The 22,549-nt window shown below is 72.4% G+C and carries 23 protein-coding genes; 12 read left to right on the top strand and 11 right to left on the bottom strand.

Annotated features, from left to right (window positions below; all coding sequences use genetic code 11):
* Positions 1-412: 412 nt before the first annotated feature.
* Positions 413-1,402, top strand: coding sequence for a malate dehydrogenase (locus ACFC09_RS05470; protein ID WP_376524171.1), 990 nt, complete (start codon positions 413-415; stop codon positions 1,400-1,402).
* A 184-nt stretch (positions 1,403-1,586) separates the two neighbouring features.
* On the opposite strand, the gene ACFC09_RS05475 is transcribed toward ACFC09_RS05470, so the two are convergent.
* The 4 genes from ACFC09_RS05475 to ACFC09_RS05490 form a co-directional block, all read right to left on the bottom strand.
* A complete protein-coding gene (locus ACFC09_RS05475) occupies positions 1,587-1,877 on the bottom strand; it encodes a hypothetical protein (protein ID WP_376524172.1) in 291 nt (96 codons plus the stop codon).
* A gap of 70 nt (positions 1,878-1,947) precedes the next feature.
* Entirely contained in the window at positions 1,948-2,706 is a 759-nt protein-coding gene (locus ACFC09_RS05480) for an isocitrate lyase/phosphoenolpyruvate mutase family protein (RefSeq protein ID WP_376524173.1), read from the bottom strand.
* 20 nt (positions 2,707-2,726) lie between these two features.
* Positions 2,727-3,197 carry a carboxymuconolactone decarboxylase family protein gene (locus tag ACFC09_RS05485; RefSeq protein WP_376524174.1) on the bottom strand — a complete coding sequence of 157 codons (471 nt, stop codon included), beginning with the start codon at positions 3,195-3,197 and terminating at the stop codon, positions 2,727-2,729.
* Entirely contained in the window at positions 3,194-3,691 is a 498-nt protein-coding gene (locus ACFC09_RS05490) for a carboxymuconolactone decarboxylase family protein (RefSeq protein WP_376524175.1), read from the bottom strand. Before ACFC09_RS05490 ends, ACFC09_RS05485 begins: the two co-directional genes overlap by 4 nt.
* Before the next feature lie 47 nt (positions 3,692-3,738).
* Here ACFC09_RS05490 and ACFC09_RS05495 point away from each other — a divergent pair, with 47 nt between their 5' ends.
* Complete coding sequence (locus ACFC09_RS05495; RefSeq protein WP_376524176.1) at positions 3,739-5,133, top strand: PLP-dependent aminotransferase family protein; 1,395 nt, start codon at positions 3,739-3,741, stop codon at positions 5,131-5,133.
* Between the two features lie 358 nt (positions 5,134-5,491).
* On the top strand, positions 5,492-6,361 hold the full coding sequence (locus ACFC09_RS05500; RefSeq protein ID WP_376524397.1) for a DMT family transporter: 870 nt from the start codon (positions 5,492-5,494) through the stop codon (positions 6,359-6,361).
* On the opposite strand, the gene rocD is transcribed toward ACFC09_RS05500, so the two are convergent.
* The gene (rocD, locus tag ACFC09_RS05505; RefSeq protein WP_376524177.1) at positions 6,362-7,567 is read right to left on the bottom strand and encodes an ornithine--oxo-acid transaminase; all 1,206 of its coding nucleotides are present in this window, start codon (positions 7,565-7,567) and stop codon (positions 6,362-6,364) included.
* Positions 7,568-7,829: 262 nt separating this feature from the next.
* Here rocD and ACFC09_RS05510 point away from each other — a divergent pair, with 262 nt between their 5' ends.
* On the top strand, positions 7,830-9,299 hold the full coding sequence (locus ACFC09_RS05510) for a glycine hydroxymethyltransferase (protein ID WP_376524178.1): 1,470 nt from the start codon (positions 7,830-7,832) through the stop codon (positions 9,297-9,299).
* A 65-nt stretch (positions 9,300-9,364) separates the two neighbouring features.
* On the opposite strand, the gene ACFC09_RS05515 is transcribed toward ACFC09_RS05510, so the two are convergent.
* From ACFC09_RS05515 to ACFC09_RS05525, 3 genes are all read right to left on the bottom strand, one after another.
* Complete coding sequence (locus ACFC09_RS05515; protein WP_376524179.1) at positions 9,365-10,096, bottom strand: hypothetical protein; 732 nt, start codon at positions 10,094-10,096, stop codon at positions 9,365-9,367.
* A 153-nt stretch (positions 10,097-10,249) separates the two neighbouring features.
* A complete protein-coding gene (locus ACFC09_RS05520; RefSeq protein ID WP_376524180.1) occupies positions 10,250-11,332 on the bottom strand; it encodes a hypothetical protein in 1,083 nt (360 codons plus the stop codon).
* A complete protein-coding gene (locus ACFC09_RS05525) occupies positions 11,325-11,885 on the bottom strand; it encodes an RNA polymerase sigma factor (protein ID WP_376524181.1) in 561 nt (186 codons plus the stop codon). Before ACFC09_RS05525 ends, ACFC09_RS05520 begins: the two co-directional genes overlap by 8 nt.
* A gap of 131 nt (positions 11,886-12,016) precedes the next feature.
* On the opposite strand from ACFC09_RS05525, the gene trpS reads away from it, so the two are divergent.
* Both trpS and ACFC09_RS05535 read left to right on the top strand, forming a co-directional pair.
* Positions 12,017-13,030 (top strand): tryptophan--tRNA ligase, encoded by a 1,014-nt coding sequence (gene trpS, locus ACFC09_RS05530; protein WP_376524182.1) that lies wholly within the window; start codon positions 12,017-12,019, stop codon positions 13,028-13,030.
* 179 nt (positions 13,031-13,209) lie between these two features.
* A complete protein-coding gene (locus ACFC09_RS05535) occupies positions 13,210-13,788 on the top strand; it encodes a 2'-5' RNA ligase family protein (protein ID WP_376524183.1) in 579 nt (192 codons plus the stop codon).
* Positions 13,789-14,197: 409 nt separating this feature from the next.
* On the opposite strand, the gene ACFC09_RS05540 is transcribed toward ACFC09_RS05535, so the two are convergent.
* Positions 14,198-14,953, bottom strand: coding sequence for a decaprenylphospho-beta-D-erythro-pentofuranosid-2-ulose 2-reductase (locus tag ACFC09_RS05540; RefSeq protein WP_376524184.1), 756 nt, complete (start codon positions 14,951-14,953; stop codon positions 14,198-14,200).
* A gap of 32 nt (positions 14,954-14,985) precedes the next feature.
* Entirely contained in the window at positions 14,986-16,341 is a 1,356-nt protein-coding gene (locus ACFC09_RS05545; protein ID WP_376524185.1) for an FAD-binding protein, read from the bottom strand.
* Between the two features lie 151 nt (positions 16,342-16,492).
* Here ACFC09_RS05545 and ACFC09_RS05550 point away from each other — a divergent pair, with 151 nt between their 5' ends.
* Genes ACFC09_RS05550 through ACFC09_RS05565 form a run of 4 tightly spaced genes read left to right on the top strand, consistent with a single transcriptional unit; the run spans position 16,493 to position 19,299 of the window.
* Positions 16,493-17,002, top strand: a complete 510-nt coding sequence (locus ACFC09_RS05550) for a phosphatase PAP2 family protein (RefSeq protein ID WP_376524398.1) — start codon at positions 16,493-16,495, stop codon at positions 17,000-17,002.
* Positions 16,995-17,978: a decaprenyl-phosphate phosphoribosyltransferase gene (locus ACFC09_RS05555; RefSeq protein WP_376524186.1), complete on the top strand. Its 984-nt coding sequence runs from the start codon at positions 16,995-16,997 to the stop codon at positions 17,976-17,978. Before ACFC09_RS05550 ends, ACFC09_RS05555 begins: the two co-directional genes overlap by 8 nt.
* On the top strand, positions 17,975-18,400 hold the full coding sequence (locus tag ACFC09_RS05560; RefSeq protein ID WP_376524187.1) for a GtrA family protein: 426 nt from the start codon (positions 17,975-17,977) through the stop codon (positions 18,398-18,400). Before ACFC09_RS05555 ends, ACFC09_RS05560 begins: the two co-directional genes overlap by 4 nt.
* Positions 18,388-19,299 (top strand): YihY/virulence factor BrkB family protein, encoded by a 912-nt coding sequence (locus tag ACFC09_RS05565; protein WP_376524188.1) that lies wholly within the window; start codon positions 18,388-18,390, stop codon positions 19,297-19,299. The genes ACFC09_RS05560 and ACFC09_RS05565 overlap by 13 nt, the downstream gene beginning before the upstream one ends.
* On the opposite strand, the gene ACFC09_RS05570 is transcribed toward ACFC09_RS05565, so the two are convergent.
* Positions 19,244-20,545 (bottom strand): D-alanyl-D-alanine carboxypeptidase family protein, encoded by a 1,302-nt coding sequence (locus ACFC09_RS05570; protein ID WP_376524189.1) that lies wholly within the window; start codon positions 20,543-20,545, stop codon positions 19,244-19,246. The two genes, ACFC09_RS05565 and ACFC09_RS05570, sit on opposite strands and share 56 nt — an antisense overlap.
* A gap of 91 nt (positions 20,546-20,636) precedes the next feature.
* On the opposite strand from ACFC09_RS05570, the gene ACFC09_RS05575 reads away from it, so the two are divergent.
* Positions 20,637-20,876 (top strand): SCO4848 family membrane protein, encoded by a 240-nt coding sequence (locus ACFC09_RS05575; protein ID WP_376524190.1) that lies wholly within the window; start codon positions 20,637-20,639, stop codon positions 20,874-20,876.
* Positions 20,877-20,903: 27 nt separating this feature from the next.
* The gene (locus ACFC09_RS05580) at positions 20,904-22,280 is read left to right on the top strand and encodes a metallophosphoesterase (RefSeq protein WP_376524191.1); all 1,377 of its coding nucleotides are present in this window, start codon (positions 20,904-20,906) and stop codon (positions 22,278-22,280) included.
* Positions 22,281-22,549: the final 269 nt, after the last annotated feature.

Raw genomic sequence — 22,549 nt, forward strand, 5'->3', positions numbered from 1 at the left:
GGGACGAACGGCGGGGCGGCGTGCGGGCGGGGCATGCCCCGTTCTGATGAAATTCCGCGCGGTGTGCATGGTTGGCGGCAACGAGGGAACGCGAACCGTACCCCCACGGGAGTCCGGAATCCGGTATCCCCGAACGGCGGCCGCCCTTGTCTCTCCTCTCCCGGACGGGCGGCCGCCTCTCCCTGGGGTCTGCGGGACGGGCCACCGGGGTCTGTGGGACGGGCCACACGGGGTGGGCGGTGCGCCAAGTCCGACGCGCGATAGCCTGATCGCTGGATCTCTCTTGACGCCAAGAGATCGATCAACTGAACCGTGATCGATCGTCGCGGCGGGCACCGGTCACAGGCCGGGGCGGGATCCCGTACCCCCGGGGCAGGGACGCCCCACCGCCAGCTGTCATACGGAGAACGCCATGACCCGCACTCCCGTGAACGTCACCGTCACCGGCGCGGCCGGCCAGATCGGTTACGCCCTGCTCTTCCGCATCGCCTCCGGCCAGCTGCTCGGCGCGGACGTGCCGGTCAAGCTGCGCCTCCTGGAGATCACCCCGGCGCTGAAGGCGGCCGAGGGTACGGCCATGGAGCTGGACGACTGCGCGTTCCCGCTCCTTCAGGGCATCGACATCACGGACGACCCGAACGTCGCCTTCGACGGCACCAACGTCGCCCTCCTCGTCGGCGCCCGGCCGCGCACCAAGGGCATGGAGCGCGGTGACCTCCTGGAGGCCAACGGCGGCATCTTCAAGCCGCAGGGCAAGGCCATCAACGACCACGCCGCGGACGACATCAGGGTGCTGGTGGTCGGCAACCCGGCCAACACCAACGCGCTCATCGCGCAGTCCGCCGCCCCGGACGTACCGGCCGAGCGCTTCACCGCGATGACCCGCCTCGACCACAACCGCGCGCTGACCCAGCTGGCGAAGAAGACGGGTTCGACGGTCGCCGACATCAAGCGGCTGACCATCTGGGGCAACCACTCCGCCACCCAGTACCCGGACATCTTCCACGCCACCATCGCGGGCAAGAACGCGGCCGAGGTCGTCGACGACGAGAAGTGGCTGGCCGACGAGTTCATCCCGACCGTCGCCAAGCGCGGCGCGGCGATCATCGAGGCCCGCGGCGCGTCCTCCGCGGCCTCCGCCGCCAACGCCGCCATCGACCACGTCCACACCTGGGTCAACGGCACCGCCGAGGGCAACTGGACCTCCATGGGCATCCCGTCGGACGGCTCCTACGGTGTTGCCGAGGGCCTGATCTCCTCCTTCCCGGTCACCGTCAAGGACGGCCGGTACGAGATCGTCCAGGGCCTGGAGATCAACGAGTTCTCCCGCGCCCGTATCGACGCCTCCGTCAAGGAGCTGGAGGAGGAGCGCGAGGCGGTCCGCTCCCTGGGCCTCATCTGATCCGCTCCCCAGGACTGTCCGGGTCTCCCTGATCCGTGCCCCGGGCCTCCGTGCCCCGGGCCTCCGGGCCCCGGGCCTCCGGGCCTCCGGATCTTCGGACACCCGGTTCTCCCTGAACCAAGAGCAACACGGGCCCCGCTCCTGCCACCTCGGAGCGGGGCCCGCGTACGTCTCCGTCCCCCGGCTACGCGCCCACGTCCCCGTCCGGAACCGGGTCGGGCACCGGAACCGGGTCGGGCACCGTGTCCGGGTCGGGCACCGTGTCCGGGTCCGGGCCGGGAACCAGGTCCGGGTCCGGACACGCGGCCGGCCGCGTCAGCCGCTTCTCGAACCAGTGATGGGCGTAGACGCCGTCGACGTACGCCGGGAGCAGGTCGGACTTGTCGAAGCCCTCGGCGAAGCGCTCGTCGATGTCGGCGGCATACGCGTCCAGGCAGGCGCGGGCGTCGGCCGAGGCGCCGTCGACGACCCGCACGGTGGGTGCGCGCAGGTGGGCGTGTGCGCCTTGGCGGGCAGGGCGGCGCCGAGCGTCCGCCCCCGCCCGCTCAGCGCACGAGTCCGCCCGCGATGCGCCGCAGCGCCGCGTCCGCCGAGTGGTGCAGGCCCGGACCGAACGTGATCCGGGTGGCCCCGAGCCGGCTGAGTTCCGCGGGCGGCGGGCCGTCCCCGTCGAGCCGGCCGAGCACGTTGAGCGGGCCCTGGATCCCGGCCCGCAACTGCGGGATCAGCTGCGCCGGGGCCATGATCGGATACACGCAGTCGGCTCCGGCCGCGACATACGCCGCGCCCCGCTCGATGGCCGCGCCGGGATCCATGACGCCGCGCAGGAAGGTGTCCACGCGCGCGTTGACGAACAGTTCGTCCCCCGCGGCCGAACGCACCGCGGCGAGCCAGTCGGCCTGCTCGTGCGGGTCCCTGAGGGTGCCCGCCACGGAGTCCTCCAGGTTGCAGCCCACGGCTCCCGCCTCCAGCAGCCGCTCCACCAGCTCCTTCGGCGCGAGCCCGTAGCCGCTCTCGACGTCCGCCGACACCGGCACGTCCACCGCGCCGGCGATCCGGGCCACCGCGGCGAACATCTCGTCCGCCGGAGTCTCCCCGTCCGCGAACCCGAGGGAGGCGGCGACCCCCGCACTGGGCGTGGCCAGCGCCGGGAACCCGGCCTCCGCAAGGGCCCGAGCGCTCGCCGCGTCCCACGGTCCCGGCAGGACCAGAGGATCACCCGGCGACCGCCGCCGATGCAGTGAGCGGAAGACCTCCACCTTCCGTACCACCGGCAGTTCTCCGAGTAGATCGAGATTCCTCATGTGTCCTGCCTCCGCCCCGCTCAAGGCCGGTACCCACCGGGCGCGACCCGGCGACTGACCATCAGCCGGTTCCAGCTGTTGATCGCCGTGATCAGCCCGATGAGGTGGGCGAGTTCGGTCTCGTCGAAGTGCTTGGCGGCCCGCTCGTACACCGCGTCCGGCACGAAGCCCCGCCCGGCGGCCGTGCGGGAGGCGCTCGCGGTCAGGACGGTCACCGCCTCGGTGAGCGCCAGTGCGGCCCGCTCCCGTTCGCTGTAGTTGTCCTCGGCCTCTTCCCAGGCGTTGAGCAACTGCAAGCGATTCTCGGACACGCCGCCCTTCCGGGCCAGGGCGAGATGCATGTCCAGGCAGAACGCGCAGTGGTTGAGCTGCGAGGCGCGGATCATCACCAGCTCGGCCAGGACCGGGTCGCCCAGTCCCCGTCTGGCCGCCCCGGAGAGCGCCGACAGGGCCTCGGCGACCGAACGGTCCAGCACCTGCGTACGGGTCACGGGTGCTGACCCGGCTGGTAGTGGCCCGGCGTCGTCCGGGTGGTCACGCCGAACCGGTTCCAGGCGTTGATCACCGTGATCGCGGCGATCAGCTGCGCCAGCTCGGCCTCCTCGAACAGCTTCGCCGCCTTCTCGTACACCTCGTCGGGTACGAAGCCGTCGGTGAGGACCGTGATCGCCTCGGTCAGCTCGATCGCCGCCAGCTCCTTCTCCGTGTAGAAGTGCCGCGACTCCTCCCACGCGCTCAGCTGCACGATCCGCTCCACGCTCTCGCCGGCCGCGAGGGCGTCCTTGGAGTGCATGTCCAGGCAGAACGCGCAGTGGTTGATCTGCGAGGCACGGATCTTCACCAGCTCGTACAGCTTCGGGTCCAGGCCCTTCTTGGCCGCGGTGTCCAGCCGGATCATCGCCTTGTACACCTCCGGCGCCAGTTCGGCCATGCGCAGGCGGGGGGCGATCTCGGATGCGTACTGAACGTTGTCCTGTGTGGTCATGGCTTCGACACTAGAAGCCAGGCAGCCCAGGAGTATGGTCCATTTCCATGGCGGAATCCTGGGCCACTTTGGGCATCGACCTGCATCTGGAACCGACCGGGGCGGGCGGTCTGCGGCGGGGCCTCACCGACGCGCTGCGGGACGCGGTCCGCACCGGCCGCCTCGCCCCCGGCACCCGGCTGCCCTCCTCCCGCACCCTCGCCACCGACCTCGGCATCGCCCGCAACACCGTCGCCGACGCCTACGCCGACCTCGTCGCCGAGGGCTGGCTCACCGCCCGGCAGGGCTCGGGCACCCGAGTGGCCACGGGGATACCGGCCACCGTCGGCGAGGCCGCCCCGGCACCCCGCCGCCGTGTCCGCGGCCGGCCGACCCACAACCTGACGCCCGGCACCCCCGACCTCGCCGCCTTCCCGCGCACCGAATGGCTCAAGGCCGCCCGCCGCGCCCTCACCGCCGCCCCCAACGACGCCCTCGGCTACGGCGACCCGCGCGGCCGTCCCGAACTGCGCACCGCCCTCGCCGGCTATCTCGCCCGTTCCCGGGGCGTGCGCGCCGATCCGGGGAACATCGTGGTGTGCGCCGGTTTCGCGCACGGCCTCCAGATCCTCGCCAAGGTGCTGCGGGCCCGCGGCGCCCGCACGGTCGCCGTCGAGTCGTACGGCCTGTCCGTCCACTGGAACCTGCTGACCGACGCCGGCCTGGCCATCCCCCCGCTGCCCTACGACGAACGGGCCACCGACACCCGTGCCATACCGGACGCCGGTGCCGTGCTGCTCACCCCCGCCCACCAGTTCCCGATGGGCACGGCCCTGCACCCCGACCGGCGGGCCGCCGTGGTGGACTGGGCGCGGCGCACCGGCGGCCTGGTCCTGGAGGACGACTACGACGGCGAGTTCCGCTACGACCGCCAACCGGTCGGCGCGCTCCAGGGCCTCGACCCCGACCACGTCGTCTACCTCGGCACCGCCAGCAAGTCCCTCGCCCCCGGTCTGCGGCTGGGCTGGATGGTGCTGCCGCCGTCCCTGGTCGAGGAGTGCGCCGCCGCCAAGGGCAACAGCGACGGCTGCGGGGTACTGGACCAACTCACCCTGGCCGAGTTCCTCACCTCCGGCGCCTACGACCGTCAGGTGCGCTCCGCCCGCCTGCGCTACCGGCACCGCCGAGACGCCCTCGTGGCGGCTCTCACCGCCCGCGCGCCCGAGGTCCATGTCACGGGCATCGCGGCCGGTCTGCACGCGGTCCTGCGCCTGCCGCCCGGCACCGAACGGTCGGTGGTCCAGGCCGCCGCCTGGCAGGGTCTCGCCCTGCACGGCCTGGCCACGTACCGCCACGGCCACGCCGACACCGACCCCCTGGACGCCCTGGTCGTCGGCTACGGAACCCCACCGGACCACGCCTGGACGGCAGCCCTGGAGGCCCTGTGCCGCGTACTGCCGTAACCACTCTGCCCGGTTTGGTACCGGAACCACTCTGCCTGGCTTGGTACCGGAACCACTCTTCCGGGCTTGGTACCGGGACGATCCCCAAGGGGCACGGTCCGGGGCGATCCCCTCGCGGCCTGATCCGGGGGCGATCCCAGAGGGACTTGGTCCGTGGGTGATCCTCTCGCGGCTCGGCCCGGGGGGCGATCCCCTCGCGGCTTGCTACGGGGATGATCCCGACCCGGCTTGGTGCGGGGACGAACCCCTGCGCGGGTGAGCGGGGCGCGGTGAGCGGGGGCGAGAGTCCGGTGTGAGGCTGCCCGGGGCCGGGCCCCGGGCCCTCCCGCTCGCCTACAGTCGCCTTGTGCTCTTCGGAATGGTGTGCGCCCTGGGCGCGGCGGTCTGCTTCGGTACGGCGACCGTGTTGCAGGCGATGGCCGCCCGGGAGGCGGCGGACGCCGGCGGGGGCGGTGACACGGCGCTGTTGCTGCGGGCGCTGCGGCAGTGGCGGTATCTGGCCGGGCTGGGGCTGGACGGGCTCGGGTTCCTGCTCCAGATCGCGGCGCTGCGGTCGCTCCCGATCTACGCGGTCGCCGCGGCGCTGGCGGCGAGCCTGGCGGTGACCGCCGTGGTCGCGGCGCGCCTGCTACGGGTGCGGCTGAGCGGGGTGGAGTGGGGCGCGGTGGCGGTGGTGTGCGCCGGGCTCGCGATGCTGGGGCTGGCCTCCGGGCCGGAGGGCCATCGCAGCGGCTCGGCGGCGCTGAAGTACGCGATGCCCGCGGTGGCCCTGGGGGTGCTGCTGGTCGGGGCGGCCGGCGGACGGCTGCGGGGACGGAACCGGGCGCTGCTGCTCGGGCTGGCGGCGGGGTGCGGGTTCGGGGTGGTGGAGGTGGCGGTACGGCTGATCGACGGACTCACGCCGACGGCCCTGTTCACCAACCCGGCCACCTACGCCCTGCTGATCGGCGGGGGCGCCGCGTTTCTGCTGCTCACCTCGGCCCTTCAGCGCGGCTCGGTGACGACGGCCACCGCCGGAATGGTGATCGGGGAGACGATCGGCCCGGCGGCCGTGGGCGTGGTGTGGCTCGGCGACCGCACCCGCGAAGGCATGGCCTGGCCGGCGGTCGTGGGCTTCGCGGTCGCGGTGGCGGGCGCCCTGGCCCTGGCCCGCTTCGGAGAGGCCCCGGCGGAGCAGTCCCTGACCGAACAGCCCCAGAGGAAAGCGGCTGGGACGGCGAAGCCCTAGCTAGGCGGCCAACACCGCCCGCAGTTGATCGAGACCCCAGTCCAGATCCTCCTTCTCGATCACCAGCGGCGGCGCGATCCGGATCGTCGAGCCGTGCGTGTCCTTCACCAGGACGCCACGCTCCATCAGCCGCTCCGAGATCCGCCGGCCCGTGCCGAGCGTCGGCGTGACGTCCACCCCCGCCCACAGGCCGCGCCCGCGCACCGCCGTCACCGCGCCGGTGTCGAGCAGTGCGGCCAGCTCACGGTGCAGATGTTCGCCCAGCTCCGCTGCGCGCGCCTGGTACTCGCCCGACCGCAGCATCGCGATCACCTCCAGCGCCACGGCACAGGCCAGCGGATTCCCGCCGAACGTCGACCCGTGCTCACCCGGCCGGAACACCCCGAGCACCTCCGCACCCGACACGACCGCGGACACCGGCAGGATCCCGCCGCCCAACGCCTTCCCGAGCAGATACACATCCGGTACGACCCCTTCGTGCTCGCACGCGAAGGTCCGTCCGGTCCGGCCGAGCCCCGACTGGATCTCGTCCGCCACGAACAGCACGTTGCGCTCCCGGGTCAGCTCCCGCACCGCCGGCAGATAGCCGGCCGGCGGCACGATCACGCCCGCCTCGCCCTGGATCGGCTCCAGCAGCACCGCGACCGTGTTCTCGGTGAGCGCCGCCCGCATCGCGGTCAGGTCCCCGTACGGCACGATCTCGAAGCCCGGCGTGTACGGCCCGAAGTCCGCCCGCGCCTGAGGGTCGGTGGAGAAGCTGATGACTGTCGTCGTACGGCCGTGGAAGTTGCCCCCGGCGACCACGATCTTCGCCATCTCCGCGGGCACCCCCTTCACCCGGTAGCCCCACTTCCGGGCCGTCTTCACCGCGGTCTCCACCGCCTCCACGCCGGTGTTCATCGGCAGCACCAGCTCCATGCCGCACAGCTCGGCCAGCTCCGCGCAGAACGCAGCGAACCGGTCGTGATGGAAGGCTCGTGACGTCAGCGTCACCCGTTCCAACTGCGCCCTGACCGCCGCCACCAGACGCGGATGGCCGTGCCCGAAGTTCAGCGCGGAGTAGCCGGCGAGCAGATCGAGATAGCGTCGGCCCTCCACATCCGTCATCCAGGCCCCGTCCGCGGTGGCCACGACCACCGGCAGCGGGTGGTAGTTGTGCGCGCTGTGGGCGTCGGCGGCGGCGATGAGCGTCTCCGTAGCGTTCACGGGAACTCCTGTGGCCAGCGAGTCGGATTCGTCCCCCTTTTCCTACCCTCTTCCCATCCTCGCGCGTGGGAGGGACCCGCAGGCGTCCCCGACATGCGACCACCGCCCCGCTTTCCCGTCCTGCGCGCCCGGTAGGCTGGCCGCGGGCCGTGACTGGCGCGCTGGGATGGGATGGACCATCGGGGAGCGGCCTCAGTGAGACCGAGTGCCGTGCGCCTGGGCCGAACCGTGAACGCTGTACGCACACCGTCCGGAGGTCCTCATGCCAGAGCAGTCCCCCGCCCCCCTCTCCTCGTCCCTCTCCGCCGAGTCCACCGCCTTCCGGGCCGCTCTCGACGTGATCCGCGCCGTCGAGCCGCGGGTGGCCGACGCCATCGGCCAGGAGGTCGCCGACCAGCGCGAGATGCTGAAACTGATCGCCTCCGAGAACTACGCCTCCCCGGCCACCCTTCTCGCGATGGGCAACTGGTTCAGCGACAAGTACGCCGAGGGCACCATCGGCCGCCGCTTCTACGCCGGCTGCCGCAACGTCGACACCGTGGAGTCGATCGCCGCCGAGCACGCCAGGGAACTCTTCGGCGCCCGGCACGCCTATGTCCAGCCGCACTCCGGTATCGACGCCAACCTCGTCGCCTTCTGGGCCGTCCTCGCCCAGCGTGTGGAGGCGCCCGCGCTGGAGAAGGCCGGTGTCCGGCAGGTCAACGACCTCTCCGAGGCCGACTGGGCCGAACTCCGCCAGTCCTTCGGCAACCAGCGCATGCTCGGCATGTCCCTGGACGCCGGCGGCCACCTCACCCATGGTTTCCGCCCGAACATCTCCGGCAAGATGTTCGACCAGCGCTCCTACGGCACCGACCCGACGACCGGCCTCATCGACTATGAGGCGCTGCGTGCCTCCGCCCGTGAGTTCAAGCCGCTGATCATCGTCGCCGGCTACTCCGCCTACCCCCGTCTCGTGAACTTCCGGATCATGCGTGAGATCGCCGACGAGGTCGGTGCCACGCTCATGGTCGACATGGCGCACTTCGCCGGTCTCGTCGCCGGCAAGGTCCTCACCGGCGACTTCGATCCGGTTCCGCACGCCCAGATCGTCACCACCACCACCCACAAGTCGCTGCGCGGCCCGCGTGGCGGCATGGTCCTGTGCGACGACTCGCTCAAGGACCAGGTCGACCGCGGCTGCCCGATGGTGCTCGGCGGCCCTCTTCCGCATGTCATGGCCGCCAAGGCCGTCGCCCTCGCCGAGGCCCGGCAGCCGTCCTTCCAGGACTACGCCCAGCGGATCGTCGACAACTCCCGGGCTCTGGCGGAGGGCCTGATGAGCCGGGGTGCCACCCTGGTCACCGGCGGAACCGACAACCACCTCAATCTGATCGATGTCGCCACCTCCTATGGCCTCACCGGCCGGCAGGCCGAGGCCGCGCTGCTGGAGTCCGGCATCGTCACCAACCGCAACGCGATCCCGGCCGACCCCAACGGCGCCTGGTACACCTCCGGTATCCGCATCGGCACCCCGGCCCTGACCACGCGTGGCCTGGGTACCGCCGAGATGGACGAGGTGGCCGCGCTCATCGGCCGCGTCCTCACCACGGCCGAGCCCGGCACCACCAGCAAGGGCACGACGTCCAAGGCGCAGCACGTCCTCGACCCGAAGATCGCGGACGAGATCTCGCAGCGGGCCTCCGACCTCGTGGCCGGGTTCCCGCTGTACCCGGAGGTCGACCTCGGCTGACACCCGGCCGGTGGCCCCGGTGGCCCGTAGCCGGTGGCCCGCAGGACTTCGCGGTTCCCTGGCACTTACATGTCCCGCAGCTCCTGTCTCGGCCCCGGCTCTCGGCTGCCACGCCGCAGGGCCGCGGGCGCCAGCCGGGGCAGGAAGCGGCGCAGCACGAGTGCGAGCGCCGCTCCCGCCGCCGCGCCCGGTATCGCCCACCACCAGTCGGTGCCGTCGTCCTCGGGTCCGGTGCTGATCGACACCGTCGTGGTGGTCTCGTCCTCCTGCGCCGGTGTGGCAGGGGTGTCCGACGACTGCCATGGGGCCGGGAAGATGCCGCTGTAGTCCGATTGGCCCGTTCTCTTGCCCATCACACCCAACTTCCCGAGCAGGGAACGCAGTTGGGCGGGCTGCTCGGCCTGGTGCCAGTAGCCGTTGCCCGAAGTGGGCAGGTTGGCCGCCGTGTGGATCCAGATCTCCCGAGAGGGCGAGTCGAGGGGGAAGACCCGGTCCACTCGCCAGGGCGATATGTCGTGCGCCAGCCAGGTCACATCGATCTGCCGGGCCAAGGACAGGGCCGCCTCCGGTGGCATGGTGCGTGAGCCCTTGTTCTCCGGGCCGAGCAGGGCCTGGAGTCGCTTGTACTCCCCGTCCGAGTAGTACCGCGCGGTGGCCTCTTCGCTCTGGGGTGAGGCCACCAGCACGCTGGTCGGGCCGCCGGCCACCGCGGACGACGCACCCCATAAGAGCAGCCCGAGCAAGGCAGCCAACACCCCGCCCAATGCCGTCAGTTCACGAGCCTTGCCTTTCGCCATGCGATCCCCCAGCCAGACGATTCCGTGTGGCCCGTCGGCGGGCCGCGTGTCACTTCTGGTACACCGCCCGGCCCGCCCGGGTTCCCTTTCCGCACCCACTGTTTCGAGGACTTGTCCGAGGTGTCACCGGACTGCCCGGATCCGCGGGGCCGCTCAGGCCGGGCGGCCGGCCGGCCGGGACAGCGTGGTCAGGGACTTCGCGATCTGCACCGCCCTCGTCCGTGTGTCCACGCCCTCCAGCCGCAGGGTCACCTCCCCGCCCGAGGACCCACCGGCTCCCTCACCGCCGGACCCTGCGCCGCCCCCGCCCCCGCCCTGGCCCCCGCCCCCGGTTCCAGCGCTCGGCTGTGCCGGGTGGGTCCACAGCAGGGTCGGTCCCGCCGTGCGCACCTGCCGCCGGTGGCGGTCGCCGTCCGCGTCCACCAGCCAGAACCCCAGCAGATGCGGCTGCGGGAACCACAGGGCGAAGTCGGGCATGCCGTCCGGCGCCTGTGCCCGGTGCAGCTCGATCCACTCCGGCGCCTCCCGCACGGTCTTGACGAAACCAAGGTCCAGGCTCGCCGGGAACTCGTCGAGCCGGACTGTGCCGCCCCGCTCCTGCCAGCACATGCTCAGCAGGAGCCGGCCGTGCGGCTCATCGGTCACGGTCACCGCGTCCGGCACCCCGAGGGCGTCCGGCACGAGCGGTTCGAATCCGGCCCGCCGGCTCGCCTGCGCGAGGGTCAGCGAGTGGCCGCAGCCGGGCACCTCGGCGCCGGGGGAGGGCACCGCCGAGGGGTCGTGGCGCACCTCGATCCCGCCGAAGCCGAACCAGTCGTGGACGGCGGCGCGCACCGGGGGCGTGAGCGCGAGCACCGTCAGCAGACCGCACAGCGTCGCCGTCAGCGAACGCCACCGCAGCCGCGTCCAGCGCCGGACGGCGCGCAGTCGCTCACGGAGGCCCGGCGGCTCGGCCACCGGGACCGGCAGCCGCTCGGCCAGGAGCTGCCCGAGCACCCGCTCGGCCATCGTCTCCGCGCCGATCGGACCCGCGGTGCCGTCGGGCTCGTCGGTCCCGGGTGCGCCCAGTGACCGGCCGAGCGCCCGCAGCTCCTCCGGCAGCCGGGCGGCGGCGGAGCCCCCGGACCGCCCGCGGCTCCGCCCCCGCGGCCCCCGGTGGCCGCCCGGACGGCGCGAGCCCCGGCCTCCGGCGCCTCTGGAGGCCCGTCCGTCCTCGCCGTCGTACGACTCAGTCACGCCCGTCACCCCCTTCCCTGGGCTGGAACTCCGGCAGCAGCCGCCCCAGCTTCCCCAGGGCGCGGTTCAGGCGGGACTTCACCGTCCCCCGGGGCCAGCCGAGGGCCTGCGCCGTCTCCGATTCGTCCATCTCCAGGAGATAGCGGTAGGTGACCACCAGGCGGTGCTCCTCGCTCAGCCGGTCCAGGGCGGCCAGCAGGGCGGTGCGGCGCTCCGTGTGGAGCGTGGCGACCGCCGGGTCCGCCGCCTCCGGTATCAGCGGCTCGGCCTCCGCGAAGGCGGCCTCCCGGCCGGCGAGCGTGCGCTGCCGCGCCGCCGTCCGCACTGTGTTCCTCGTCTCATTGGCGACGATCGACAGCAGCCAGGGCTTGAACACCGCGCCGTCCTTGAAACGGCCCAGCGCGCAGTACGCCTTGACGAATGCCTGCTGCACCACGTCCTCCGCGTCCGCACCCGCCCCGAGCGCCGCGGCCGCTCGCAGGGCGATGCCCGTATGGGCTCGCACCAGCTCCGCATACGCCTCCGGCTCTCCGGCGCGTACGCGTGCGATCACCGCGGCCTCATCGACGATGCGGCCCCCCTCCCGCGTCCTCACGCTCTTGATACACCGCACGAGCCGAATCGGTTCCCGCCCGTTTCCGGCCAGGTCGGGTTCGAGGCCCGGCACCTGAGAGAATGGTGAACATGGCCTCTGACAGTCCCCGCGTGCTCTCCGGAATCCAGCCCACCGCGGGCTCGTTCCACCTCGGCAACTATCTCGGCGCCGTCCGCCAGTGGGTGGCCCTGCAGGAGTCCCACGACGCGTTCTACATGGTCGTCGACCTGCACGCGATCACGGTCCCGCAGGACCCGAAGGAACTGCGCGCCAACACCCGGCTCGCCGCCGCCCAGCTCCTCGCGGCCGGCCTCGACCCGGAGCGCTGCACGCTGTTCGTCCAGAGCCATGTCCCGGAGCACGCCCAGCTCGCCTGGGTCATGAACTGCCTCACCGGCTTCGGCGAGGCGTCCCGCATGACGCAGTTCAAGGACAAGTCCGCCAAGCAGGGCGCCGACCGCGCCTCCGTCGGCCTGTTCACGTACCCGATCCTCCAGGTCGCCGACATCCTGCTCTACCAGGCCAACGAGGTCCCGGTCGGCGAGGACCAGCGCCAGCACGTCGAGCTGACCCGCGACCTCGCCGAGCGCTTCAACGGCCGGTTCGGGGCGACCTTCACCGTGCCGAAGCCGTACATCCTCAAGGAGACGGCGAAGATCTACGACCTCCAGGACCCGTCCGCCAAGATGAGCAAGTCGGCCTCCACGCCGAAGGGCCTCATCAACCTCCTCGACGAGCCCGCGACCACCGCCAAGAAGGTCAGGAGCGCGGTCACCGACACCGACACCGTCATCCGCTACGACGCCGAGAACAAGCCGGGCGTGAGCAACCTGCTCACGATCTACTCGACGCTCACCGGGACGGCGGTGTCCGAGCTGGAGGCGAAGTACGAGGGCAAGGGCTACGGGGCGCTCAAGACGGATCTCGCCGAGGTCATGGTCGACTTCGTGACGCCGTTCCGGGAGCGGACCCAGCAGTACCTGGACGATCCCGAGACGCTCGACTCGATCCTCGCCAAGGGCGCCGAGAAGGCGCGTGCCGTGGCCGCGGAGACGCTGGCCCGCGCGTACGACCGGGTGGGATTCCTGCCCGCCAAGCACTGAGGCGCACGACCGCACACACGGGCATCGGGCGGGGCGCCGCACATCACTTCGGCTGCGCCTGCCCATGACTCGGCTGTGGCCTTAGAGTCGATAGTCGGACGGCCGAGTACGGAACCGGCGACCCGGCCCGGCCGACGACAGATGACGTCAGACGACGGCAGACGACGACAGGAGACGACGTGGGGACCGTAACGATCGGCGTGTCGATCGCGGTCCCGGAGCCTCACGGCAGCCTGCTCCAGGAGCGGCGCGCGGGCTTCGGCGACGCCGCGGCTCACGGCATCCCCACGCACGTCACGCTGCTGCCGCCGACGGAGGTCGACGCCTCCGCGCTGCCGGCCGTCGAGGCCCATCTGACCGAGGTCGCCGCGGCCGGCCGGCCGTTCCCGATGCGGTTGTCCGGCACGGGGACCTTCCGGCCGTTGTCGCCGGTGGTCTACGTCCAGGTCGTGCAGGGCGCGGAGACCTGCACCTGGCTCCAGACGCGGGTGCGTGACGGTTCCGGTCCGCTCGCGCGCGAGTTGCAGTTTCCTTACCACCCGCACGTCACGGTGGCGCACGGTATTGAGGACGCGGCGATGGACCGTGCCTTCCGTGAGCTGGCCGGGTTCGAGGCCGAGTGGCCGTGCACCGGGTTCGCGCTCTACGAGCAGGGGCCCGACGGGGTGTGGCGCAAGTTGCGGGAGTTCGCCTTCGGAGGGGCGTTGGTGCCGCCGCAGGCGGGCCGTGCGATGAGCGCTCCGCTGGGTGGGGCGTGAGGGGGTTGTTGTTCGGCTGGGGGTAGGTGGGGGGTTCGCGGGGTCGGGGGTGTGGGTTGTCGCGGCGGCGTTTGGCTGCGGGTGGGTGGGGGTTGATCGCGCAGTTCCCCGCGCCCCTGTGTGTGTGGGGTGGACGGTGGGTGTTCGGGTGCGGGTGGGTGGGGGTTGATCGCGCAGTTCCCCGCGCCCCTCTGGGTGGGGGTTGGTCACGCAGTTCCCCGCGCCCCTGTGTGTGTGGGGTGGACCGTGGGTGTTCGGGTGCGGGTGGGTGGGGGTTGGTCGCGCAGTTCCCCGCGCCCCTCTGGGTGGGGGTTGGTCGCGCAGCTCATCGCGCCCCTCTGGGGGGCGGGCGGGGGTGTACGTGGGTGGAAGTCGGTTGCGCGTGGTTCCTCGTGGGTCTTTGGGGTCGTTAGATCGGGAGGCGGCGGAACAGCGCTCTTGGGGTGTGGCGTAGGGCTGTCATGAGCAGGCGGAGGGGGCCTGGTACCCAGATGGTTTCCGCTCGGCGCCGTAGGCCCAGTTCGATGGCCGTGGCCACGGCCTGCGGCGTGGTGGCGAGGGGAGCCTCGTCGAGGCCGGCCGTCATCCGGGACCGTACGAATCCGGGGCGTACGACCATGACGTGCACGCCCGTGCCGTGCAGTGCGTCGCCGAGGCCCTGGGCGAAGGCGTCCAGGCCCGCCTTGCTGGAGCCGTAGATGAAGTTGGAGCGGCGGGCCCGCTCGCCGGCCACCGAGGAGAGGACGACCAGGGAGCCGTGGCCCTGCGTCTGGAGCGCGGAGGCCGCGATCAGGCCGGCCGAGACCGCGCCGGTGTAGTTGGTCTGGGCGACCCGGACCGCGCTCACCGGCTCGCGTTCGTCGCGGGCCTGGTCGCCGAGGATCCCGAAGGCGAGCAGCACCATGTCGACGTCGCCCTCGGCGAAGACCTTGCCGAGCACCGCCTCGTGCGATTCGGGTTCGAGCGCGTCGAAGGCGACGGTGCGGACGTCCGCCCCGAGGCCGCGCAGTTCCTCGGCGGCCTTGTCCAGGGTGGGCGAGGGGCGGCCCGCGAGCCACACGGTGCGGGTGCGGCGAGCGATCAGCCGGCGCGCGGTGGCCAGGGCGATCTCCGACGTACCGCCGAGGACGAGCAGGGACTGGGGGAGGCCGAAGGCGTCCTTCACGACAGCTCCAAGGGAGGGGGACTTCAGGGGCTTTACAGGCCGAGGCGGCGGGCGAGGTCCGAGACGAACACCCCGCGCGGGTCGAGCTGAGCGCGCAGGGCGCGGAAGTCGGCGAGCCGGGGGTACATCGGGGCGAGCAGGTCGGGGCGGAGCCGGGAGTCCTTGGCGAGGTAGACACGGCCGCCCGCGGCGGCGACCTCCTCGTCCAGTTCGTCGAGGAAGGCGCCGAGCCGGGGCAGGCCCGCGGGGACGTCCAGGGCGAGCGTCCAGCCGGGCACCGGGAAGGAGAGCCAGCCGGGGTCCGCCTCCCCGAAGCGCTTGAGGACGGCCAGGAAGGACGGGCAGCGGCGGGCGGAGATGCGGCGCACGATCCGGTGCAGGGCCTCCTCCTGGCCGTGTCCGACGACGAACTGGTACTGGACGAAGCCGCCGCGGCCGTAGATCCGGTTCCAGTGCGGTACGCCGTCCAGGGGGTGGAAGAAGGTGGGGATCCGCTGGAGTTCGCCGGTACGCGCGCGTGGCGCCCGGCGGTACCAGATCTCGTTGAACAGGCCCACGCTGGTGCGGCCGAGCAGGCCCTCCGGGACGAGGGGCGGGGCGGGCGGGAGCTGCCGGGGGCGGAAGGACAGCGGGCGCCGCCGCGCGCGCGTGCCCGCCTCCAGCGCCTCCAGGGGCGCGTGGTCGCCGCGGGTGAGGACGGCGCGGCCGGTGGCCGTGCCCCGGGCCAGCAGGTCGATCCAGGCGACCGAGTAGCGGTAGCGGTGGTCGGTGGCGGTCAGCCGGGCCATCAGGTCGTCGAGGTCGGTGGCGCGTTCGGTGTCGACCGACATGTACGAGGTCTCCACCGGCAGCAGCCGCACGGTGGCGGTCAGGATCACGCCGGTCAGGCCCATGCCGCCGGTGGTCGCGTCGAACAGGGGCGTGCCGCGGCCGACCGCGCGGATCTCGCCGTCGGCGGTGAGCAGTTCCAGCGCGAGCACATGGCGTGCGAAGGAGCCGGAGACGTGGTGGTTCTTGCCGTGGATGTCGGCGCCGATCGCCCCGCCGACCGTCACCTGGCGGGTGCCGGGCGTCACCGGTACGAACCAGCCGAGCGGCAGCAGCACCTCCATCAGCCGGTGCAGGGACACGCCCGCGTCGCACAGCACGGTGCCGCCGTCGGCGTCGATGGCGTGGATGCGGTCGAGGCCGGTCATGTCGAGCACGGCACCGCCGGCGTTCTGCGCCGCGTCCCCGTAGGCCCGGCCCAGGCCCCGCGCGATGCCGCCGCGGGCCCCGCAGCCGCGGACGGCGGCCACGGCCTCCTCGTACGTCCGCGGGCGGACCAGCCGGGCTGAGGTGGGGGCGGTGCGACCCCAGCCGGTGACGGAAACCATGGCTCCAGACATGCCGGTGACCGTATCGCCCCTATGCGGGCGATTAATTAAGAAACATCCAATCTCTCCCCGAAATGGGTGATTAATGGGATGTCGCTCAATATTGCCGTAATTCTGGCGGTGTGGGGGTGAACAGTGGGTCCACATGGACGACATGGACCACATGGACCACATGGACGACATGGACGACCGGATCCTTTCCGCATTCCGCGGCTGCGGTGCCGATCCGCGCGTCGCGTCCGCCGCACGCGGCCTGTCGCTGGCCGGTGAGCACGGCGCGCTGTGGCTCGCCGCGGGCCTGACCGCGGCCGTGGCGGACGGCGCGCGGCGCGGTTCCTGGCTGCGCGCGACGGCGCTCGTCGCGGGTGCCCACCTCACCAGCACGGGCGTCAAACGCCTGGTGCGCCGAGCGCGCCCCGGGCACGTCGAGCCGCTGGTCCGCACCGTCGGCCGGTACTCCTTCCCGAGTTCGCACGCCGCCTCGGCGACCGCCGCCGCGGTGGCGTTCGGGGCGCTGGGCGCCTACGGGTTCCCGCCGCTGGCCGCCGCCATGTGCCTGTCCCGTCTGGTGGTCGGCGTGCACTATCCGACCGACGTCGCCGCCGGCGCGGCCCTGGGCGCGCTCACCGCACGGCTCGGCGCGCGCTGGATGACCGGGAGCGGCCATGACTGAGACAGCGCCCCTCACGGACGGGGTGCACGCCGGCGAGGCCGGGCTGCCCGAGCGGCGGCGGAACTCCACCGCGTCCGCCGCGCCCCCCGCCAAGGGCACCGTCCTGGGCGGCCTGCTGCGCACCACCCGGCCCAAGCAGTGGGTGAAGAACAGCCTCGTCGCCGCCGCCCCGGCCGCCGCGGGGCAGATCTTCTCCCGGCACGCGCTCACCCAGGTCGCCCTCGTCTTCGTCCTGTTCACCGCCTGCGCCGCCGCCGTCTACCTGATCAACGACGCCCGCGACGCCGAGGCGGACCGCGCCCACCCCACCAAGTGCCGCCGCCCGGTCGCCGCGGGCCAGGTCCCGGTACCCCTCGCCTACGCCGCCGGAGCCGTCCTGGCCGTCCTCGCGCCGACCGCCGCCGCCTGGCTGACCTCGCCGCTCGTCGCGGCCCTGCTGACCGCGTACGTCGTGCTGCAACTGGCGTACTGCGTCAGCCTCAAGCACGTCCTGGTCGCCGATCTCGCCGTCGTCACCATCGGTTTCGTGATGCGCGCGATGATCGGCGGGGTCGCGCTCGGCATCCCGCTGTCCCGCTGGTTCCTGATCACCACCGGGTTCGGGGCGCTGTTCATGGTGTCGGCCAAGCGCTACTCGGAAGCCCTCCAGACGGCCGGAAAAGCGGGCGCCACGCGCGCGTTGCTCACCGAGTACACGACCGGATACCTGCGCTTCGTCTGGCAACTGGCCGCGGGCGTCGCCGTCCTCGCGTACTGCATGTGGGCCCTGGAGGAGGGCGGCGGCCCGCACGCGGGCGTGCTGCCCTGGCGGCAGCTGTCGATGGTCGCCTTCATCCTCGCGATCCTCCGGTACGCCGTCTTCGCCGACCGCGGCACCGCGGGCGAGCCCGAGGACGTCGTCCTGCACGACCGCGCGCTGGCCCTGATCGGGCTGGCCTGGCTCGCCATGTACGGGCTGGCGGTGGCGAACTGGTGACGGCCGCCCGACGCGAGCTGGTGGGCTTCGCCACCGCCGGGCTCCTCGCCTACGCCACCGACCTGGCCCTCTTCACCTGGCTGCGCGGCCCCGCCGACCTCGACCCGCTCACCGCGAAGACCCTGGCGTTCGCGGCGGGCTGCACGGTCGCCTACCTGGGCAACGCGCACGGCACCTACCGCCACGCGCAGCCCAGGGGCGTGCGCCCGTACGCCGTCTTCGTCGCCGTGAACCTCGCCGGCGCCCTCGTCCAGCTCCTGTGCATCGCCGTCAGCCACTACGGCCTCGGCCTGACCTCGCAGTACGCCGACACCGTCTCCGGTGCCGGCATCGGCATGGGCCTCGCCACGATCCTGCGCTTCTGGGGTACCCGGACATTGGTGTTCCCCGCAGAGGGCAGAGTCGGATCATGGACTGGCTGAAGAGGCTCCCCGGGATCGGCCCGCTCGTCACGCGGCTGACCGCCACGCACGCCTGGCGGGCGTACGAGCGCCTGGACCGGGTGAAGTGGACCCGGCTGGCCGCCGCGATGACGTTCATCAGCTTCATCGCGCTGTTCCCGCTGCTGACCGTGGCCGCGTCGATCGCCGCGGCCACCCTGAGCACGGCGCAGCAGGCACAGCTCCAGAAGAAGATCGCCGAACAGGTCCCGGGCATCTCCAACCAGTTGGACATCAACGCCCTGGTGCAGAACGCGGGCACCGTCGGACTCATCGCCGGTGCCGTCCTGCTGTTCACCGGCATCGGCTGGGTCGGCCAGATGCGTGACTGCCTGCGGGCGGTGTGGGAACGGGCCGAGGCCACGGAGAACCCCGTCCTGCGCAAGGCCGTCGACGCGGGGGTCCTCGTCGGCCTCGGCGGTGCCCTGCTCGCGACCATCGCCATCTCGACCGTGGCGTCCGCGCTGGTCGGCTGGGTCTCCGACCAGCTCGGCCTGGACCGGGCGAGCTGGGGAAGCCTCCTGCTGCGCGTCGCCGCGTTCGCCGTCGCCGTGCTCGCCGATTTCCTGGTGCTGCTCTACGTCCTGACCCTGCTGCCCGGGGTCGAGCCGCCGCGCCGCCGGCTGATCGTCGCCGCACTGATCGGCGCGGTCGGCTTCGAACTCCTCAAGCTGCTGCTCAGCGGCTACATCCAGGGCGTCGCGACGAAGAGCATGTACGGGGCCTTCGGGGTGCCCGTGGCGCTGCTGCTGTGGATCAACCTCACCGCGAAACTGGTGCTGTTCTGCGCCGCCTGGACGGCGACGCAGAGCGACGGGGCCGAGGTCAGGAACGGGACGTCCGACGGCGCACCAGATCCGGCAGCGGCCATCGGCGATTGACCAGGAACACCCCGCCGGCCAGCACGACCAGCGCCCCGCCGGCGATCGCCAGCGCGGTCCCGACGCCGCTCGAACCGTCCGTGGCGGCGGCCACCGGTTCGGTCGAGGCCCCGCCGGCCGCCGCACCGGCGCCCTTGCCGTCGGCGGGCGACGTGGCACCCGGCGCCGTGCTCGGTCCGTCGCTGGGCGAGGCCGTGGCCTGCGCGCTCCTCGGCGGCACCAGCTCGCCCACCGGCTGTACCTTCCCGGCCGCCGCGAAGCCCCAGTCGAGGAGCTTCGAACTCTCCTTGTAGACCTCGTTGTGCGCGTTGTTCGCCGGGTTCATGACGGTGACCAGCAGCACCCTGCCGTTGCGCTCCGCGACACCGGTGAAGGTGGCGCCCGCGTTGGTGGTGTTGCCGTTCTTCACGCCCGCGATCCCCTGGTAGACGGGGACGTCGGTGTCGCCGCTGAGCAGCCGGTTGGTGTTCTGGATCTCCGTGGTCCGCTCGACCGTCCTGCCCTTCTCCTTCTCCGTGCCGACCGGGATCTTCGCCCGGACCGTGGAGCAGTACGCGCGGAAGTCCTTCTTCTGCAGCCCGGAGCGGGCGATGAGCGTCAAGTCGTACGCCGACGACACCTGTTCCGGCTGGTCGTAGCCGTCGGGGCTGACCACGTTCGTGTCGAGGGCCTGCAGATCGTCGGCGTGCGTCTGCATGTCCCGGACGGTCTCGGCTATGCCGCCGTTCATCGCGGACAGCACGTGCACGGCGTCGTTGCCGGAGCGCAGGAAGACGCCCAGCCACAGGTCGCGGACCGTGTAGGTCTGGCCCTCCGTCACCGGGACCACGCTGGATCCGGCGCCGACGCCCGCCAGGTCCGACGGCACCACCTTGTGCTTCGTCGCGGCGGGGAACTTCGGCAGCACGGTGTCGGCGAACAGCATCTTCAGCGTGCTCGCCGGGGGCAGCCGCCAGTGCGCGTTGTGGGCGGCGAGCACGTCGCCGGTCTCGGCGTCGGCGACGATCCAGGAGCGCGCGGTCAGGTCCTTGGGCAGCACGGGTGCGCCGCCCGCCAGGTCGACCTGGGTGCCCGCCTGGCCGAGGCGGACACCCCCCACCGTCGACATCTGCGCCGGTGGCGTGGCCGACGGACCAGTCGAGGGGCCGGGGGCCGCCAGGGCGGCGGGGGCCGTGAGCGAGAGGGACAGCAAGGCGGCGGAGGAGACCAGCAGAGATCGCCTCACGGTCTGATGAGGAACGGGCACGGTCGAGAACGTACCTGTCGCGGGCCGTGAAGTCTTCCGGCCCGCCCCACCCCGGACACGGATCCGGACAGCCGACGGTGATACTGAAGGTATGAAGCTCAGCCGCCCGGTGTCCTGGTTCCTGCTCGTCTTCGGGGTGTGGAGCTGGGTCATCTGGGTCACTTTCGTCAAGAACCTGGTCAAGGACAGCAGCGGGCTCGCCTTCGACAACGGGCACCCGACGGCGTACTTCTGGGTGCATCTGCTGCTGGCGATCGTCTCCTTCCTCTTGGGGACAATCATCGGGGTCATCGGGTTGCGCGGACTGCGCGCACTGCGTCGGACGTCATAGCGGGAAGAACGCGGGGGACACAGCGGAGTGGTCATCGTCTTGGTGCTCGGCGCACTGGCCGTGGTGGCCGTCGTCGCCGGGCTGCACTGGTACGTCTGGCGGCGCCTGGTCCGTGACACGACGGCCGGGCCGGGCCTCGCCCGCCGGACCGGCACGGCGGTGTTCGTGGCGGGCCCGGTCCTGATGGTCGCGGCCCTGGTCGCCGAGCGCTCCGGGGTTCCGTTCTGGCTCCAACGGGCCCTGGCCTGGCCCGGTTTCCTCTGGATGGCGCTGGCGCTCTACCTCCTGCTGGCGGTGGTGGTGGGGGAGGCGGCACGGCCGCTGCTGCGCCGGCTGACGTCGCGGTCCGCCGCGGGCCGTACCGCCCCGGCCCCGGTGGCGGTGCCGGCGGGCGCGCCACCGGTACCGGCTCAGGCGGCGCCCCGGGAGCCGGCGCCGCAGCCGGCCCCGGCCGCCGGGCCGCCCCGCGCCACCGGCCCGAACACCGCCCCGGGCACCGACCTGAACACCGACCTGAACACCGGCCCGGACACCGCTCCCGACATCGGTCCGGAATCCGCCCCGTCCGCCCGGCCGGAACCCTCCCGCCGTCTCTTCGTCTCCCGGGTGGTCGGCGGGGCCGCGGCCACGGCCGCCGTGGCCACGACCGGGTACGGCACCTACGGTGTGCTGCGCGGACCGCGGGTGAAGCGGGTCACCGTCCCGCTGGCCAGACTCCCGCGCTCGGCACACGGGTTCCGTATCGCCGTCGTCAGCGACATCCACCTCGGCCCCGTACTCGGCCGGGGTTTCGCGCAGCGGGTGGTGGACACGGTCAATGCGACCCAGCCCGATCTGATCGCGGTCGTCGGCGACCTGGTGGACGGCAGCGTGCACGACCTGGGTCCGGCGGCGGCGCCGCTCGCCCAGTTGTCGGCGCGGCACGGGGCGTACTTCGTCACCGGCAACCACGAGTACTTCTCCGGCGCCGAGCAGTGGGTCGAGGAGGTACGGCGGCTCGGGCTGCGCCCGCTGGAGAACGCCCGGACCGAACTGCCCGGCTTCGACCTCGCCGGGGTCAACGACGTCCAGGGCGAGAGCGAGGGCCAGGGCCCGGACTTCGGCAAGGCCCTCGGCGACCGCGACCCGGCACGGGCGTGCGTGCTCCTCGCGCACCAGCCGGTGCAGATCCACGAGGCCGTCCGGCACGGCGTCGACCTCCAGCTCTCCGGGCACACGCACGGCGGCCAGCTCTGGCCGGGCAGCCTGCTCGCGGCGGCGGCCAATCCGACGGTGGCGGGCCTGGAGCGCTACGGCGACACCCAGCTGTACGTCAGCCGGGGCGCGGGTGCCTGGGGTCCGCCCACCCGGGTCGGGGCGCCGTCGGACATCACGGTCGTTCAGCTGGCCTCGGGACGGATCTGACCGTCCCGGGTGCCACCACACCCCCACACGTAACCCTATGGAGCGGTGACGCGCTCGGCGCGTGCTGTGAATGCGCAGGTCACGGCAGTCCAATAGCGGCATATCGGCATGAATTGAATCCCGCCATATCGTGATGAACCGACCACTGTGAACAGACTGTGAAACTCGGCGGTAACACGTGCTGGGTAAGTTCTCGCACATCTCTGCCCAATACTCTTCCCTCTGGCCAAACACGTGTGATTAGGTGAGCGGCGCCGCGCCGGGGCGTG

It is taken from the genome of Streptomyces sp. NPDC056161 (genome assembly GCF_042268025.1).
Taxonomy (GTDB): domain Bacteria; phylum Actinomycetota; class Actinomycetes; order Streptomycetales; family Streptomycetaceae; genus Streptomyces.